Genomic DNA, 16,445 nt, shown 5'->3' with positions numbered 1-16,445 from the left:
CTAACGCACCGGCAAGGCCATTGCATTGCCTTCCACGCAGGCAACCAGGCGCTCGCCTTCTGTCAGCGTCGGCACGATGCCCGCGGTGAACTGCGAGAACGCCGGCAGGATGGTGACGCGTTCGCGTAACCAGAACGCCGGCCAGCGCCGCGACAGCCCAGGCAACTTGGCCAATGGATGCAGATGCCCGCACAGCACGTGGCGATTGGGGTGCGGCAACGGATCGTGACGCAGCACGAAGGGGCCATCTTCGATCTGTTCGCCAGCGGCTTCGATCTGCAGATCGGCACCGGCCAGTGCACGGTCGTGATTGCCGCGGATGGCGATCACGCGCAACGCGTCATGCTGCTCGCGCCATGCGCTCCAGCGCCGATGCCAGGCGGCGCGTGGTGCCGGGCCGTGCAGCAGGTCGCCCAAAATCCATAGCGCCTGCACATCGCGTTGTTCCAGCAACGCATCCAGCCGCTCCAGATCATGCGCGGTTCCGCCGGCCGGCAGGCCGATGCCGGCACGTCGGAATACGTCGGCCTTGCCCAGGTGCAGATCGGCGATCAACAGCGCACGTTGCGCCGGACGATACAACGCGCGTTCGCCGAGCAATTCCACGGTTTCGCCAGCCAGCTGCAGCTGCACGCTATCGCCCATGCTTGCGCTCCAGTTGTTCGGCAGCGCGCAATACGCGCGCCTTCCAGTCTTCGGTACTCAGTTGCCCACGCACGCGTTCGGCCCAGAGCGGAAACGACAACGGAGTGAGGCTGCGTGGTTTGCACAGGCGCAACGCGCGGCGCGCGCAATCTTCCAGCGCATGCGCAAGCCGCGCCAGTTCGAGCTGGCCTTCGAACACTTCGCGTTCGGCTTGTGCAAGCAGCAAATGATCGGGGTCGAAGCGCTGCAATACGTCGTACAGCAGGCCGCTGGAGGCCTGCAGCTGACGCAGGCTGCGCGGCGCCCGGCCGGGCAACGATGGCGACAACAGCCCGGCCACACGCGCAATCTCGCGAAACTGCCGGCGCGCCAGTTCGCCAAGATTGAGGCTGTCGTGCAGATCGTCGAACAGGTTCACCGGCGACAACAAGGTCTGCAGCACATCGGTATCGATCTGGACATCCTGCGCCGGCGACAGCACAAAGCCATAGTCGTTGGCCGCGAAGCTGAAGGTATTGCGTTGGCGTCGGCCCCAACGTGCCGCGAGCAACGCCGCCAGTCCCTCATTGACCTGCCGGCCGGCGAATGGATACACGAACACATGCCGACCATCGCGCGCCTTGATGCTTTCCACCAGCAGATGATCCGGCCCCGGCAACGAAGACAGCGACGCCTGCAACCGCAGCAACGGCGCCAAGGCCTGCATCTCCGGCGCATCGCCGGGATCGGCGAATACCGCTTCCACCTCGCGGCCCAGCGCCGACGACAACGGCATGCGCCCGCCCATCCATTTCGGCACCACGCCACTGCCGCCTTTGGCCACGCGCACGTAGGCAGTCATGTCTTCCAGGCGCACCAGCTCCAGCAAGCGGCCGGCAAACTGGAAGCGATCGCCGCGGCGCAGGCGACCGATGAATTGTTCTTCCACCGCACCCAGTCGCCCGCCGCGCAGGAACTGCACGCGCACGCTGCCGTCGCTGGTGATCGTACCGATGGACAGCCGATGCCGAAGCGCGACGCGCCGGTCGATCACGCGGTACATGCCGTCGTCGTCGCGGACCACCTTGTGGAAATCCGGGTAATGCGCCAAGGCACTGCCACCTTGCACGATGAAGTCCAGCACCGCGTTCCAGGTGGTTTTTTCCAGGGCAGCGAATGCATCGGTGCCGCGCACTTCGTCGAACAACGCGTCGGCATGGAAGCCGCCACCGAGGGCGAGCGTGACGCAGTGTTGTGCCAGCACGTCCAGCGACAAACGCGGTGGTGGCCGCGCTTCGATATGACCGTGCACCAGCGCGCGGCGCGCAGCCGCGTATTCGACCAATTCCAGTGCATGCGAGGGCACGCACACCACGTGCCCGGATTCGCCTGGACGATGACGCGCGCGCCCGGCGCGTTGCAACAGGCGCGCGATTCCCTTGGGACTGCCGACCTGCAGCACCTGATCCACGGCAGGGAAGTCGACGCCCAGATCCAGGCTGGAGGTGGCCACCACGCAGCGCAGGCTGCCGTCGGCCAGCCCGCGTTCGGCGGCTGCGCGTAGCGCTGGATCCAGCGAGCCGTGATGCAGTGCGAGCGTGGCCGGATCGTCCGGCCATACCGCACTCAAGGCTTGATGCCACAACTCGGCCTGCGCGCGCGTGTTGGTAAACACCAGGCTGGTACGCTGTTGCATGATCTTCTGCAGCACGCGCGCCAGTTGCGCCAGGCCAAGATGGCCCGCCCACGGGAAGCGCTCGCCACTTTCCGGCAACAGGGTTTCCAGCGTCATCGTGCGCGGCTTGACGCCGCAGACCAGCGCCGCCTCGGGGCGATGCGGCAGCAGCACATCGCGCGCCTGCGACAAATTACCCAGCGTTGCCGACAACCCCCAGATGCGCAGCTGCGGCGTCCATCCGCGCAAGCGCGCAAGACACAGCTGCAGCAGCACGCCGCGTTTGTTGCCAAGTAGCTCGTGCCATTCGTCGACGATGACGCAGCGCAGCGCCGACAGTTGTGGCGCGGTGTCCGAATACGACAACAGCAAGGCAAGCGATTCGGGCGTGGTGACCAGCACATCGAGCCTGCCGCTGCGTGCCAGCCGCTTGTCGCGTGCGCTGGCATCGCCGGTGCGCAAGCCCACCTGCCAGTCCAGCCCCAACGCGTCCACCGGCTCGCGCAGCGCGCGTGCGGTGTCTGCGGCCAATGCACGCAATGGCGTGATCCACAACACTTGCAGATTGCGTTGCTGCTGGCGGCGCGCAGGCGAAGCGGGTTTGCCTTGTTTGATCGGTGACGTGCGCCCGCGCGCGGCCAGTGCTTCCAGCAATGGCCCGCCGAACGCCGCCAGCGTCTTGCCGCTGCCAGTGGGCGTGTGCAGCAGGCCGGATTCGCCATCGAGATAGCGCTTCCACACATCGCGTTGAAACGGCAGCGGTGTCCAGTCGCGCTGCGCGAACCAGGCACGCCATTGCTGCAATGGCGTGCCGTATGTCTGCTGTGTGGCGCTCACCGCGCCAGTGCCTGCAAGCTGCTCAGGTGATCGGCTTCAGCCATCGGCTTGTCCTGGCGCCAGCGCAGGATGCGCGGGAAGCGCACTGCAATGCCGGACTTATGCCGCGCGCTCCGGTTCACCGCTTCAAAGCCCAGTTCAAAGACATGCTGCGCGGTGACCGCGCGCACCGGGCCGAAGCGCTCGGTGGTGTTGGCGCGGATCCAGCGATCCAACTGCAGGATTTCCTTGTCGTCCAGGCCCGAATACGCCTTGGCGATCGGCACCAGTTGGCCTTCGTGCCACAGCCCGAAGGTGTAGTCGGTGTAGAGCGTGCTGCGTCGGCCATGACCAGCCTGCGCGTACAGCAGCACGGCGTCGATGGTGAGCGGGTCGATCTTCCATTTCCACCAATCGCCACGCCGGCGGCCGGATTGATAGACCGAACTGGCACGCTTGAGCATCAGCCCTTCCACGCCGCGTTCGCGTGCCTCCACGCGGACCTGCGCTGCGGCCTGCCAATCGCTGACCTGCACCAGCGGCGAGGCGACGATGCGCGGATCTGCAAGGGTGGAAAGCACGCCTTCCAGCAGTGCGCGCCGTACGTGCAATGGGCGCTCGCGCAGATCTTCGCCATCCAGTTCCAACAGGTCGTAGGCCAGCACGCGCGCGGGTGCGGCGGCCAAGGTTTTGGGCCCGGGCTTGAGGCGCTGGATGCGTGTCTGCAATGCAGTGAATGGCATGGGCAGGAGCTGTTCCGGTTGCCAGGCCAGCAGCTCGCCATCGATGACAGTGCCATCGGGCAATTGCAGCGCAGCGTGTTCGATCTCGGGGAAACGTCCGTCCAGGCGTTCTTCGCCGCGCGACCACAAGGCCGCTTCGCCTGCACGGCGAATCAGCTGCAGGCGAATGCCGTCCCATTTCCATTCCAGCAGCCAGTCGGTGATGGCGCCCAGCGTTTCGACCTCGGCCTCTAGCGGCGATGCCAGAAAGAACGGGTAGGGTTGCTGGCTGTCGCCAGGCAGGTCTTCGCTGGTCAGCAGGTCTGCAAGATAGGCCGGATGCGGCCGCCAACTGCCGAGCATGCGCTGCGCAATGCGCGCGATATCGACGCCGGACAACTCGGCCAACGCCTGCTGCACAAGTCGCTGCGACACGCCCACGCGTAGCGCGCCGGTGAGCAGCTTGTTGAACACCAGGCGCTCGTCGAAGGCCAGGCTGCGCCACGCCTGCACGATGCAGGCCTTGCGCATTTCCACGTCCTGGTTGGCGATCGGCAGCAGGCGCTGTTCGATCCACTCGGCCAACGGCAGATCGGCCGCTTCGGTGACCGGATCGTCTAGCAGCAGGGCCAGGGTTTCGGCCAGATCGCCGACATGGTCGTAGCTGTCGGCCACCAGCCATGCGTCGATACCGGCAGTGTCGGTGATCCACTCACGCAATTCGCCGCTGCTGGCAATGCGCATGCGCGCGCTCGCCACCTTGCCACCGGCCAGCAGATACAGCGCCCACGCCGCATCCAGCGTCGGCGCATCGCGGAAATACGCCACCAGCGCAGCACGCTTGTCGAGCGTGCCGGTGCTACGGTCTAGCGTGCGGTACAACGCCGCGAAGCGCTTCACGGCAGCGCCTGTGGCGTTGTGCACCGGTCGGCTGCACGCAGCGCCAGTGCGCGTCGGGTAAACGCGGCAAGCACGCGTTGGCGCCGCTGTGGCTGCGGTGGACCGACCGTGGCTGCGGGTGCGTTGCGATGTACGCAAAACGCCAATGCATGAGGTCGGAAGGCGAGCGCACCGCTCAGGCGAATGCGCGGACGCGCGCGGACATAACGGCGTGCGGGCAGCGGGTTCATTCCTCGGCTCCGAAATCAGTGCGGAAGGCTTCCGCTGCGACGCCGCGTTCCCGCAGGTGTTGGATCAATGCGTCGGTATTGCCATGGGTGGCGATGACGCGCTGCGCGCCGGTCTCTTCGATGGTGCGCAGCAGGTCCGGCCAGTCGGCGTGGTCGGAGACGACAAAACCACGGTCGTAATTGCGCCGACGCCGATTGCCGCGGATGCGCATCCAACCGGAAGCGAAGCCTTGTTGCGCGCTGCGGAAACGACGGATCCAGGCGCTGCCGGCCGCCGATGGCGGTGCGATGACGAGTTGCCCCGCGTAGTCGGCGCCCCGCGCATGCTCGCTGACCGGTTGTGTCTCCAGCATCGGGATGCCGGCCTGACGATAGACTTCCACGCCCACCGCGACCGCACCGTGCAGCAATGCCGGCTGCGTTTCCCATGCGCGTAGTTCGGCCAGGACGCGTTGCGCCTTCCCTAACGCATAGCAATACAGAATGGCCGCTTCGCCGCGTTCGGCGCATTCGCGGCGCCAGGCAGCGATATCCGCAGCAACGTCCGAGGTGTCCGGCCAGCGATACACCGGCAGGCCGAAGGTCGCCTCGGTGATGAAGGTGTCGCAGGGCACCACCTCGAACGGCTTGCAGGTGGGATCCGGCTGGCGCTTGTAGTCGCCGGAGGCAACCCAGACCTCGCCATCCACTTCGATGCGCACCTGCGCCGACCCCAACACGTGTCCGGCCGGATGCAGCGACACGCGCGCACGCCCAAGCTGAAACGCCTCGCCGTCGGCATGCGTGTGATAAACCTGCTCGCCCAGGCGCCATTGCAGGATGGACAGGCTTTCGCGCGTGCAGTGGTATTCGCCCATGCCGCTGCGGGCGTGATCGCCGTGACCATGCGTGATCACCGCACGCCGCACCGGCCGCCATGGGTCGATATGGAAATCGCCCTGCGGGCAGTACAGGCCCTCAGGCCCGAGCACCACCAGATCGCCGCGTGTTTGAGAGGTCTCGTCGTTGCCGTTGCCCATGCGGCAACTCTGGCCAAGCCGGTGTGCAGATCCTGAGAATGGGAATGGCGTGCGACACCACGTTCGTTCGACAAACGTCCGCAGGCTGCGGGCACCCTAATGCCGCGTACGCCGCCCAGACGAGCGCACCGCGGTCGCTTCCACCGCCAGGGTGAAGCCGCGTTCTTCGCCGCCGTGCATCGCGCCGACATCGACCACGTGTCGGCGGATCTCCTCGCCCTTGCCGTTACGCACCACCACCACCACGGTGTATTCCCACGGATCGCCATCGGGCGGGTGACGGATGGTGCCGTCGACCTTGAGCGGCACGATCGGCGCCGGCTGCGCGTGTTGCGCAGCCGCCGAATCGAAGCGCAGGTGGTGCTTGCAGGCAGGGCAGACACTGGCGCTTTCCAGAATCGTCGCCTTGCAATGCGGGCAGCTGCGCGTGGCACCGGGCGTGCCCGGGCGGAGTGCACTCATGTGGCGTCGCTGTCTCCGCTGGCCACCGGCTTGGTGGCGGTGACCGGCTTGCTGCCATCATCGCCCCAGCCGAAATCGGCTTGGCCGCGCATGCGCGCACCCGATGCCACCGTGAGACTGCCGGCCTTGACGTCGCCGACCAATACGCCGGAGGTCTGCAGCTCGACTTGTGCGGCAGATTCGATATTGCCTTCGAGTTCGCCGGCAATGATCACCTTGTTGGCACGCACGCCACCGTTGAGCTTGGCACTGCGTTCGATGGTCAGATCGCCCTTGACGTTGACATCGCCCTTGAAGCGGCCGGCCAGGCGCACATGGCCAGCGCCTTCAATCTTGCCTTCGATGCTGATGTCGGCAGCGATCAGCGACTCTTTCGCCTCGCTGTGGCGCTGCGGTGCCGTAGCCGTCGGTGCGACGCTGGGCGGGGCAGCGGCGGGTACCGGCGGCGCCGGGCTGGCCTCGGCAGTGAACGGCCGCCCATCCGCAGCGGGAACCTCGGGGGTGACCGGAACGTTGTCTTTCTTGTTGGGACCTTGATCGCGCCACATCGACATCGGACTGCCTCGCTTTAGGGGTCGACGCCGACTATCGCTGCGCAACTAGATCTTTTGTGTGACCAATTACTCAATCCGCGATGGACGCTGTGCGTGCTCAGCCTGCCGTGCCCCTGACAGCGCCGTGTCGCTCCACCCGATTGCGTCCGCGGTGCTTGGCGAGATACAACGCTGCATCGGCTCTCTGGATCAGGCTCGCGCCCTGTTCGCCATCGGCCGGGAAGCTGGCCACCCCGATCGAGGCAGTGACCTTCGGCAACGAGCGCATACCGTCGCTGACCGCCAGCGCAGCGATGTAGCCACGGATCTGCTCGGCCACGCGCATGGCTTCCTCGCCATCGGCTTCAGGAAGAATCACGGTGAATTCCTCGCCGCCGTAGCGGCAGGCCACATCTTCGGCGCGCAAGCGAGTGAGCAACAATTCGCCCACTGCCGCCAGCAACAGGTCGCCGCCGGCATGGCCCTGGCTGTCATTGAATTGTTTGAAATGGTCCACGTCCAGCATCAAGACCGACAACGGCAGCCCACGCCGCGCGCAGCGCGCTAGTTCGTGGCTGAGCGATTCTTCCAGATAGCGGCGGTTATACAGCCCGGTCAGCGCATCGCGGATTGACTGCCGGCGCAGCGATTCGCGCAGGCGCAGGTTGCTCAGCGCCAACGCCAACTGCTCGGCTGCTGCCTCGGCGATTTCCAGCCGCGGCATCGGGCCTGGGCCGGCCGCAGACAGGAACAAAAACCCGAGCTGGGTGCCTTGCGCCGACATCGGCAGGCACGCGGTGGTGACAGACGCATCGCCAGGGAGCTCTTCGATGTGCGCACATAGCGCATCCCGGCCCAGGTCTTCGATGATGTGCGGTTGGCCGCGGCGCAGCGCCCAGCACTGTTCCGGCAACAGATGCGGCGCGCTCTGCACCAGCGGCTCGCCCCAGTGGCTGATCGCCTCGGCACGGTCTTGCGAAGCGCGCAGCAAATACACGCTTCCCGCCACGCCCGGCAGCAGGCTGGCCAGGGTCCGGCTGCTGACCATGAGCGCTTCTTCGGCGCTAATGCAGCTCTGCAGTAGGCCGGTGTACCGGCTGAGCAGACTGAGATCCGCAGTACTACGCTGCAGCGCGTCGATGCTCTCGCCCAGCTCGCGATTGGCCTGTGCGGCCAGTTGTTCGGCCTGCGCACGGTGGCGCAGTTCGCGCATCAACAGCGCATAGACCATGCCGACCACCGTCAGCCCGAATGGAATGCCGGCCAACGCCAGCGCAAGCAACAGATTGGCACTTTGGCCGCTGCTTTCAGCGCGCTGCGCCAGCAGTTCCTGCTCGCGCTGCACCATCGTTCGCGCCTGCTCGCGGATCGCGCTGGTGGTGCGGAAGGCGCTCTGCCGGATGTCAGCGCGTGCCGGCTCCAGCCCACCTTGCGCATAGACGTCGAGCACGTGCTGAATCTGCCGTAGGCGGGTTTCCACCAGCTGTCGCAGCTGCGCCAGGTGCTGTTCCTGTGCCGGGTTGTCGGCGATCAGGCGGCGCAGATTGTCGAGCAGGATCGGCAGACGTTCGACGCTGGATTGGTAGTCCAGCAGGTAGGCGTCGTTGCCGGTGAGCAGGAAGCCGCGCTGCGCGGATTCGGCATCGAGCACGCGTGCCTGGATCTCGTCGACACGGCCGATCACCTCGTGGGTGTGCGACACCAGCGCGGCATCGGCCAGTGAACGACGGGCACCGACGAAGATGCCGATTCCGATGACGACAAAAATCAGCGCGGAGAAGATCAGCGCCAGCTGGTTGCGCCGGCGCGATGTAAAAGAGGAGGACATATGCGAATGCTAGCCTGCCGGCCTCGACAACACGAGAGATCCGTTGGCAGAGAGAAGCGCGCCGGCGCACGGCCGGCGCGTTGCGGGATGCTGCAGAAGGTATCCGGACTCAGTGCTGCGTGTGATCGGCGTCGTGCTTGTCGGCGTTCTGTTCGGCCTTGTTGGCCATTTCGCGCGTCTTGTCGGCGGTGGCATCGGCCGCATTGGCGGTGGCGCGGCTGGCGTCGGCGGCCAATTCGCGCGCAGCCACGCGTGCATCGGCAGTCGCGGCCTTCGCCTCTACCGCGGCGCGGTCGGCGGCCTGTTCGGTCGCGGCGGCGGCATGCTTGGCGGCAGACGCGGCATCGCGGCGCGCCTGCTCGGCATCCGGGCCCTGGCAGGCAGCAAGGGTAAGGGCGGCAATGGCGCTCAATGACAGCATGCGGATCGTCTTCATGGGTGGTCCTGTTCCTGTTCCGGTGGTGGAAGCCGGAGCTTAGGCAGGGGCCGATGCAGCCTGCGTCAATGCGCGGCGGGCCATTCAGCCGCCGGGTAGGGAGATGCAGTCTTGCGTGTCGCTCGTTTCTTGTCGGTGGGTGCAGCCTGCAGCGCTTGAATTACAGGCAAAGAAAAAGCCGCTGGAAACCAGCGGCTTTTTCCGAACTCGCTTGGAGTCAAGAAGTGATTACTTCTTGGCTTCTTCTGCGGTGTCCTTAGCAGCCTTGGCGGTGTCTTCAGCCGTCTTGGCAGCGTCAGCAGCCTGGCCGGCAGCAGCGTCGGTCGCGGCGCCGGAAGCGGCCTGGGCAGCGTCAGCAGCGGTGTCGGCCGAAGCAGCGGCGGTGTTGGCAGCAGACTGAGCGGCGTCAGCCGACTGCGAGCCCGAGGCAGCAGCCTGGTCAGCAGCGGTCTGAGCATCGGCAGCAGCTTCGTTAGCCGAAGCAGCAGCGTCCTGAGCCTGTTCCGGCTTCGAGCAAGCGGTCAGGGCCAGGCCCAGAGCCATTGCGATCAGCAGCTTGTTAATGGTCATTGTTTCAATCCTCGTCGTTAGATTAGGCAACGCGCTATTGCGCGCCCCCGACATGATGACGGCCACAAGACGAGTGTCAAGCGCACGCGCATTCAGTTTTGCAAAATCGCCGTTAAAGACAATTAAATCAATTCGATAGCGATGGCAGTCGCTTCGCCACCACCAATGCATAGCGTCGCGATTCCGCGCTTGCCTCCGCGGCTGCGCAACGCGTTCACCAATGTCACCACCAAGCGCGCGCCTGATGCACCGATCGGATGACCCAATGCGCACGCACCACCATGCACGTTGACCTTGTCGTGCGCGATGCCCAGTTGCTTGATCGGCGTCATCGCCACGACGGCGAATGCTTCGTTGATTTCAAACAGATCCACGTCGTCCAATTGCCAGCCGATCTTGCCGACCAGCGATTGGATCGCAGCGACCGGCGCGGTGGTGAACCACTCGGGTTCCTGAGAGTGGGTGACATGGCCGACGATGCGCGCCAACGGCGTCACGCCGCGGCGTTGCGCGTCGTCTGCGCGCATCAGCACGGTGATCGCTGCGCCATCGGAAATGCTGGAGGAACTTGCTGCGGTCACGCTGCCGTCTTTCTTGAAGGCCGGCTTCAAGGTCGGAATCTTGGCCACGTCGGATTTGCCCGGCTGCTCATCGCTGTCGACGACGACCTCGCCCTTGCGCGTGGCCACCGTCACCGGAACGATTTCGTCGGCAAACGCGCCGCTGCGCTGCGCGGCCTGCGCGCGTTCCACCGATGCGATGGCGAACGCATCCTGGTCGGCACGGCTGAAGCCGAATTTTTCGGCAGTGGCCTCGCCGAACACGCCCATTGCCTGGCCATCGTACGGGTTGGTCAGACCATCCCAGGCCATGTGATCGACCGCCTGGAAATTGCCATAGCGGTTGCCGGTACGCGAGTTAGGCAGCAGATGCGGCGCATTGCTCATTGATTCCATGCCGCCGGCCACCACAATGCTGGCTGAGCCGGCCTTGATCAGGTCGTGTCCGAACATGATCGCCTTCATGCCCGAGCCGCAGACCTTGTTGATGGTGGTAGCGCCGGTCGAGGTGGGGATGCCTGCCGCGATCGCGGCCTGACGCGCCGGTGCCTGGCCGAGATTGGCTGGCAGCACGCAGCCGACGATGACTTCGGACACATCGGCCGGCGCAATGCCCGACTGCGCGAGCGCGCCCTGGATGGCGGCGGCGGCCAGAGTGGGAGCCGGCACTCCGTTGAATTGACCGAGGAACGAGCCGATGGCAGTACGTTTGGCAGCAACGATGACGATGTCGGACATGAGCAGATACCGTTTAAAGTGAAACGATTATCTGCCTCATGGCCGCGGCGCGCCAGCACACGCACCCGCGCGCGCGCTTTCCGATTAAAGTAAGCAAAGCGTTATTCGGGCCCGATTGGGCCCCATTCCATGGAATGGGTTCGGGGAGAACACCAATGAAGAAGAAAGACGTCGCCAGGACTGTGCTGGCCTCGGCGCTGGCTGTTGCATTGACCGCGTGCGGCGGCGGTGGGGGCGGGGGCATTGTCCGTCAAAGCACCCCGGCCGCACCGCCGCCGACCTCGCCGCCGCCGCCGCCGACCTCACCGCCGCCGCCGGTGACGACGCCAACGATTCCAGAGCCAGCGATCGATGCGCACCTGGCATTGACCAATGCGCGTGCAGCGCAAGCGCTCGGCTTTACCGGCGCCGGGTATCGCATCGGGGTCATCGATACCGGCATCAATGCCAATCATCCGGCGTTGCAGGGGCGCGTCAGCAACAGCTTCATCTATGTCGATCCGCGGAACAACAACACCGCGGTGGGCGATGTGGTCGGGCACGGCACCGTCGTTGCCGAGCTGGCGGCCGGACGTGCGGTTGGTCAGTGGCCTGGCGGTATCGCCCCCGGCGCCGGTCTGGTGTCTGCACGCATCATCAGCGACCGCGCACCGGTAGACGACGGCAGCGGCGATGGCAACGAGGTCGATGGCCCGCTTGGTCTGGGGCCGGTGCATGCCGATCTGATCAGTGCAGGCGTGCGCATCATGAACAATTCGTGGGGCGGGCTGTATTGGAACGACCCGACGGTGACCAATCAGATTGCGCAGGAATACCGCCCTTTCATCATCGGTAACGATGGGCTGGTGGTGTTCGCGTCGGGCAATGAGTCGCGCTCGCAGCCGTCGGATACTGCGGCGCTGCCCAGTCAGCCCGGCCCGAATGGAACGCTGCCGGCGGCCGATCTGGAGCGCGGCTGGTTGGTGGTCGGTGCGGTGGATACCGCCAACCCGACGCAGCTGGCGTCGTACTCCAATGCCTGTGGTGTGGCGATGCGCTACTGCCTGGTCGCGCCGGGGACCTCGCTGTTCATCGATCCCGATGCTACCGCTGGCAACATCCGTTATTTCTATGGCAGCGGCACCTCGTTCGCGGCGCCGCTGGTCTCCGGTGCGGCTGCGTTGGTATGGCAGGCCTTCCCGTATTTCAACAACGATCTGGTGCGCCAGACCTTGCTGGGAACCGCCACTGATCTGGGTGCTGCGGGCGTGGACCCGGTATTCGGCTATGGGTTGCTCAATGTCGGCAAGGCAGTGCTGGGGCCGGCACGCTTCGATTGGGGCACGGTGGATGTCAACGTCACTACCTTGCGTTCGACCTGGGCCAACGACATCAGCGGCACCGGCGGCCTGACCAAGCGCGGCACCGGCACGTTGGTATTGAGCAGCACGGCCAATACCTTCACCGGCGATACCCAGGTACTCGCTGGCACCTTGCAGACCGCCAGTTTGCAGAGTGCGCGTGTGAGCATCGCCAATGGTGCGAGCCTGGTCGGTGCCGGCCGGATCGGTGGTCAGGTTGATAACGCCGGCACGTTGCAGGTCAATGGCGCGACCGCGTCCATGACCGGCAATTACACCCAGGCCAGTAACGGGCGCCTGGCAGTGAACGTGGGCGACCGTTTGAATGTCGCCGGGACGGCGACCATCGCAGGCGACCTGCAACTGCTCGGCAGGCGCGATTACGTCGTCAACAACACGACCTACGCAGTGCTGCAAGCGACCAATGGTCTGCAAGGCACCTTCGATACGCTGAGCAGTGGGCCGGCCGTGACCTTTCTGACCGCGACACGCAGCTACGACGCCAATACCGCGTATGTCTCGCTGCAGCGCATGGATGTCACTGCGGTCGCCGCATCGCTTGGCGCGATCGGCACCGCATCGATGGATGCGGCCATTCGCGTCGAGCAGGCGTTCCAGAAGGTCGATGCGCAGCAATTCCAGGGCAATGGTGCCCTCAGCGGCGACTTCATTCGCGCCGCAGCTGCGTTGCAGCAATCGCCAACCGCCAAGGCCGCTGCAGACTCGCTGCGCAGTCTGTCTGGCCGTGCGCACGCGGAATCTGCCGCGATGACCTTCGACACCATCGATTTGGGCCGCCGCGCATTGGCAGCGCATTTCGATGGTCTGTCGCAACAGCCGCGCCTGTTGGGCAACTGGCAGCGCGCACTTGGAGGGCCGGGCGAGGGCGGTGCGACCACCTCGGGCTTTGCTACCTCCGGCTGGATGATGGGCAACGATCTGCGGCTAGCGTCGGGTGCGGTGACCGGCTTTGCATTCGGCGAAACGCGCTCGAGCAATCTGGGCGATCTAGATGGGGCACGCGGGCGCGATCGTCAGGTGCAGGCGCAGCTGTACTGGGGCACGACGTTCGGTGCCGCGTACACGCTGGGCCAGATGGGTTTTGGCAACGTCAATCGGCAGATCGAGCGCAGCCTGCAACTGGGCGAAGACCGCAGCAGCGCCTTCAGCGACTACAGCGGCACGTATCTTAGTAGCAATCTGGAAACCGGGTACCGTTGGGGCGGTGCGCATGCAAGCCTGACCCCGTATATGGGGTTGGATTATGTGCGTTTGCGCAGCGATGGCTTCCGCGAAAGCGGCGGCGATGGTTTCGGCTTGCGTGCCAACGCGAGCACGTCCTCGCGCACGCAGGCGCTTGCCGGTGTGCGCTCGGCGTATCGCTGGCACGGTATCCAGTTGGGCGGTTATGCCGAATGGCAGCAAGCGCTGAGCAGCGACGGCTTGATGCTGGATGCCAGCTTCGTCGGTGTGGACGCGTGGGCGCCGTTGCGTGGCATGCAGCCGGCACGCTCGGGCGGACTGCTCGGGATCACTGCGGCAGCGCCTTTGGGTCAGCAGAGCCAGCTGCGTTTTGGTTATGACCAGCGGGTGGGCGAGCGCGGCGACGATCGCGCGTTGAGCCTGCGTTACAGCGCCGATTTCTGATCGGCGCGTTATCTGTCTGATCCATGTGTTCCCTGTCCAGGCAGCGTGCCTGGACAGGGCTTCATTCGCCGCGCAGCTTGTGCAAAAAGCGCGGTGCGGTGCGGCCCAGCGGCAGTTTGAGCTTGCTGATGGCCTCGATGCGCGCTTCGGCCATCTGATCAGCCGCCTGCTGCGGCGAAACGTCCAGCTGCGTGGAGAGATCGAAGACCTTTTCCAGGTTGTGATAGATGCTGCGGATCAGCCGCATCGCACGTTCGCGGTTGTAGCCGTCGATCTCCAGCGACACATTCATCACCCCGCCGGCATTCACCACGTAATCGGGCGCATACAAAATGCCGCGCCGATGCAGCTCTTCGCCGATGGCGGCGCTGGCCAGCTGGTTATTGGCCGTGCCGCAGATGATCTTTGCCTTGAGCTGCGGCAGCGTGTCTTCGTTGATGGCGCCTTCCAGCGCGCAGGGGGCAAACACGTCGGCCGGGACCTGATGGATTTCATCCGGGCGTACCGCTTCTGCGCCGTATTCGGCCACGGCACGGTCCACCAGTGCCTGATTCAGATCGGCCACGTAGAGTTTTGCGCCGCGCTCCTTGAGCAGCTTGACCAGCTCCATGCCGATATGGCCCAGTCCCTGGATCGCGATGCTGGCCTTGCCGACTTCCTCGTGGCCAAGTTTGCGATTGAGTGAGGCCATCAGCGCCTGTAGCGCACCGTAGGCGGTAAACGGGGCCGGGTCGCCGGAGCCGCGGTGCACCTGGTGCACGCCGGTGACGTACTCGCTCTCCAGGTAGATCTGTTCCATGTCGTTGACGTCGGTGCCGACGTCCTCGGAGGTGATGTAGCGCCCACCCAGGGTGTCGACAAACCGGCCGAAGGCGCGGAACAGCGCCTCGGTCTTGTCGGTCCTGGGGTCGCCGATGATCACCGCCTTACCGCCGCCGACGTTCAGGCCGGCCAGGGCGTTCTTGTAGGTCATGGTGCGGCTGAGCCGCAGCGCGTCGTTGAGCGCCGCCTCGCTATTGGGATAGGGGCGCATGCGCACACCACCCAACGCTGGCCCAAGGCGCGTGCTGTGCAAGGCGATGATCGCCTTGAGTCCGGCGTCGCGGTTGTGACAGAAAATCACCTGCTCGTGGCCGGTGGTATCGAGGGTTTCGAAAAGCATCGAAGGCTCCGCGGGGCTGCGTGATGTGCCTTCCCTGAAGCCGGGTATGCACCCGTGCAGTGGGAAACAAAAAACGCGACGTTTGCAGATCCTGTCCGATCACGTCGCGCTGCAACATGTTAAACCACGTCGGCAGGGGGGTGTGTATGAATCTGTTCACCAATCCCGGTGGCGCTGCTGCCGGAACAACAGCGTTTCCAACCAGTCGTGACCGGCAGGCCGGCGGCTGGCGTGGGACGGCGAAGGTGGATCCGCAAGAAAAGCCGGCTGCATGCGCGCATCCTAAGCGTGGCTGACAAGGCGTGCGAGCAGCCGTCAGGCGGGTGCGGACGGCGTGCAGGAACCGCAATGTGCGCGTGGCACATGCCGATTCCGAGCACCGGCCGCGCCCGCGCCCGCCTGGGGCTGAGTCGTCGGTTTGTTAGCCGCTCTACGCCTGGCACGTGTACTGCACGATCAGCTATCGGCAGACAGGGCCAACTGCGTCAGATACAGGCGCAGGTCGAATTCCAGCTGGTGGTAGTCCGGGGTCATGTGGTTGCAGAGCTGGTAGAAGGCCTTGTTGTGATCGGCTTCCTTCAGATGCGCCAGTTCGTGCGCCACGATCATCTGCAAGAACGGTTCCGGCGCGTCGCGAAACACGGAGGCGATGCGGATCTCGCGGCTGGCCTTCAAGCGGCCGCCGTGCACACGCGAAATCGCCGTATGCGTGCCGAGGGCATGCTTCACCACATGTAGACGGTTGTCGTACATCGCCTTATGCAAGGTAGGCGATGAGCGCAGGTAGCGCTCTTTCATCGCCTTGACGTAATCATAGAGATGACGGTCGGTGCGGATCGCGTGCCGGTCCGGATAGCGCCGCGCCAGCACGGTGGCGAGTTTGTCTTGTGCGATCAACTCGCGAACCTGCTCCAGGACAGCAGGCGGATAGCCGGTGAGGTAGCGAAGAGTGTCCATGGCGATCGATCGCGGGCGAAGCGCGCATGATCGCCCATGCGATAGCGGCTGGCGAATTCACCGGTGCAACTGATTGACGACGAACGGGCAGTGCATGCTCGCTGCACATCGATGCATGGCAGGAGGGAGCATCTGTCGTGATCGGGTGCCGGGGTGGACATGGACGGCACATTGCCGCGCTGTGATGACCTTTCCACGACGCTTGTGCGGTCATATCCCGGTGGCG

14 protein-coding genes and 1 other RNA gene are annotated in these 16,445 nt (G+C 65.1%); 1 reads left to right on the top strand and 14 read right to left on the bottom strand.

What is annotated here, in order from left to right:
• The 11 genes from pdeM to XpruCFBP8353_RS11525 all read right to left on the bottom strand — a co-directional run bounded on the left by pdeM (window position 1) and on the right by XpruCFBP8353_RS11525 (window position 11,113).
• On the bottom strand, window positions 1-645 hold the full coding sequence (gene pdeM / locus XpruCFBP8353_RS11575) for a ligase-associated DNA damage response endonuclease PdeM (RefSeq protein ID WP_101363377.1): 645 nt from the start codon (window positions 643-645) through the stop codon (window positions 1-3).
• Entirely contained in the window at window positions 635-3,136 is a 2,502-nt protein-coding gene (locus XpruCFBP8353_RS11570; protein ID WP_101363376.1) for a ligase-associated DNA damage response DEXH box helicase, read from the bottom strand. Before XpruCFBP8353_RS11570 ends, pdeM begins: the two co-directional genes overlap by 11 nt.
• Entirely contained in the window at window positions 3,133-4,737 is a 1,605-nt protein-coding gene (locus XpruCFBP8353_RS11565; RefSeq protein WP_101363375.1) for an ATP-dependent DNA ligase, read from the bottom strand. The genes XpruCFBP8353_RS11570 and XpruCFBP8353_RS11565 overlap by 4 nt, the downstream gene beginning before the upstream one ends.
• The gene (locus tag XpruCFBP8353_RS11560; protein WP_101363374.1) at window positions 4,734-4,967 is read right to left on the bottom strand and encodes a hypothetical protein; all 234 of its coding nucleotides are present in this window, start codon (window positions 4,965-4,967) and stop codon (window positions 4,734-4,736) included. The genes XpruCFBP8353_RS11565 and XpruCFBP8353_RS11560 overlap by 4 nt, the downstream gene beginning before the upstream one ends.
• A complete protein-coding gene (locus XpruCFBP8353_RS11555) occupies window positions 4,964-5,986 on the bottom strand; it encodes a ligase-associated DNA damage response exonuclease (RefSeq protein ID WP_101363373.1) in 1,023 nt (340 codons plus the stop codon). Before XpruCFBP8353_RS11555 ends, XpruCFBP8353_RS11560 begins: the two co-directional genes overlap by 4 nt.
• Before the next feature lie 96 nt (window positions 5,987-6,082).
• The gene (locus tag XpruCFBP8353_RS11550) at window positions 6,083-6,448 is read right to left on the bottom strand and encodes a hypothetical protein (RefSeq protein WP_101363372.1); all 366 of its coding nucleotides are present in this window, start codon (window positions 6,446-6,448) and stop codon (window positions 6,083-6,085) included.
• Window positions 6,445-7,002 (bottom strand): bactofilin family protein, encoded by a 558-nt coding sequence (locus XpruCFBP8353_RS11545; RefSeq protein ID WP_101363371.1) that lies wholly within the window; start codon window positions 7,000-7,002, stop codon window positions 6,445-6,447. The genes XpruCFBP8353_RS11550 and XpruCFBP8353_RS11545 overlap by 4 nt, the downstream gene beginning before the upstream one ends.
• A gap of 97 nt (window positions 7,003-7,099) precedes the next feature.
• A complete protein-coding gene (locus XpruCFBP8353_RS11540; protein ID WP_101363370.1) occupies window positions 7,100-8,809 on the bottom strand; it encodes a diguanylate cyclase in 1,710 nt (569 codons plus the stop codon).
• A gap of 109 nt (window positions 8,810-8,918) precedes the next feature.
• Window positions 8,919-9,245: a hypothetical protein gene (locus XpruCFBP8353_RS11535; RefSeq protein ID WP_101363369.1), complete on the bottom strand. Its 327-nt coding sequence runs from the start codon at window positions 9,243-9,245 to the stop codon at window positions 8,919-8,921.
• A 228-nt stretch (window positions 9,246-9,473) separates the two neighbouring features.
• Window positions 9,474-9,815: a hypothetical protein gene (locus XpruCFBP8353_RS11530; protein WP_065469129.1), complete on the bottom strand. Its 342-nt coding sequence runs from the start codon at window positions 9,813-9,815 to the stop codon at window positions 9,474-9,476.
• Window positions 9,816-9,937: 122 nt separating this feature from the next.
• Window positions 9,938-11,113: a thiolase family protein gene (locus tag XpruCFBP8353_RS11525; RefSeq protein ID WP_101363368.1), complete on the bottom strand. Its 1,176-nt coding sequence runs from the start codon at window positions 11,111-11,113 to the stop codon at window positions 9,938-9,940.
• Window positions 11,114-11,268: 155 nt separating this feature from the next.
• On the opposite strand from XpruCFBP8353_RS11525, the gene XpruCFBP8353_RS11520 reads away from it, so the two are divergent.
• A complete protein-coding gene (locus XpruCFBP8353_RS11520) occupies window positions 11,269-14,100 on the top strand; it encodes an autotransporter serine protease (protein ID WP_101363367.1) in 2,832 nt (943 codons plus the stop codon).
• A gap of 61 nt (window positions 14,101-14,161) precedes the next feature.
• On the opposite strand, the gene XpruCFBP8353_RS11515 is transcribed toward XpruCFBP8353_RS11520, so the two are convergent.
• The 3 genes from XpruCFBP8353_RS11515 to XpruCFBP8353_RS11505 all read right to left on the bottom strand — a co-directional run bounded on the left by XpruCFBP8353_RS11515 (window position 14,162) and on the right by XpruCFBP8353_RS11505 (window position 16,219).
• Window positions 14,162-15,262, bottom strand: a complete 1,101-nt coding sequence (locus tag XpruCFBP8353_RS11515; RefSeq protein ID WP_101363366.1) for a Glu/Leu/Phe/Val dehydrogenase dimerization domain-containing protein — start codon at window positions 15,260-15,262, stop codon at window positions 14,162-14,164.
• A gap of 290 nt (window positions 15,263-15,552) precedes the next feature.
• Window positions 15,553-15,627, bottom strand: a non-coding RNA gene (locus tag XpruCFBP8353_RS11510) — sX9 sRNA.
• A 91-nt stretch (window positions 15,628-15,718) separates the two neighbouring features.
• Entirely contained in the window at window positions 15,719-16,219 is a 501-nt protein-coding gene (locus XpruCFBP8353_RS11505; protein ID WP_101363365.1) for a M48 family metallopeptidase, read from the bottom strand.
• Window positions 16,220-16,445 lie beyond the last annotated feature (226 nt).

Origin of the sequence: Xanthomonas prunicola, assembly GCF_002846205.1 — a bacterium.
Lineage (GTDB): Bacteria > Pseudomonadota > Gammaproteobacteria > Xanthomonadales > Xanthomonadaceae > Xanthomonas > Xanthomonas prunicola.
This window is presented reverse-complemented; position numbering and strand designations above follow the sequence as displayed.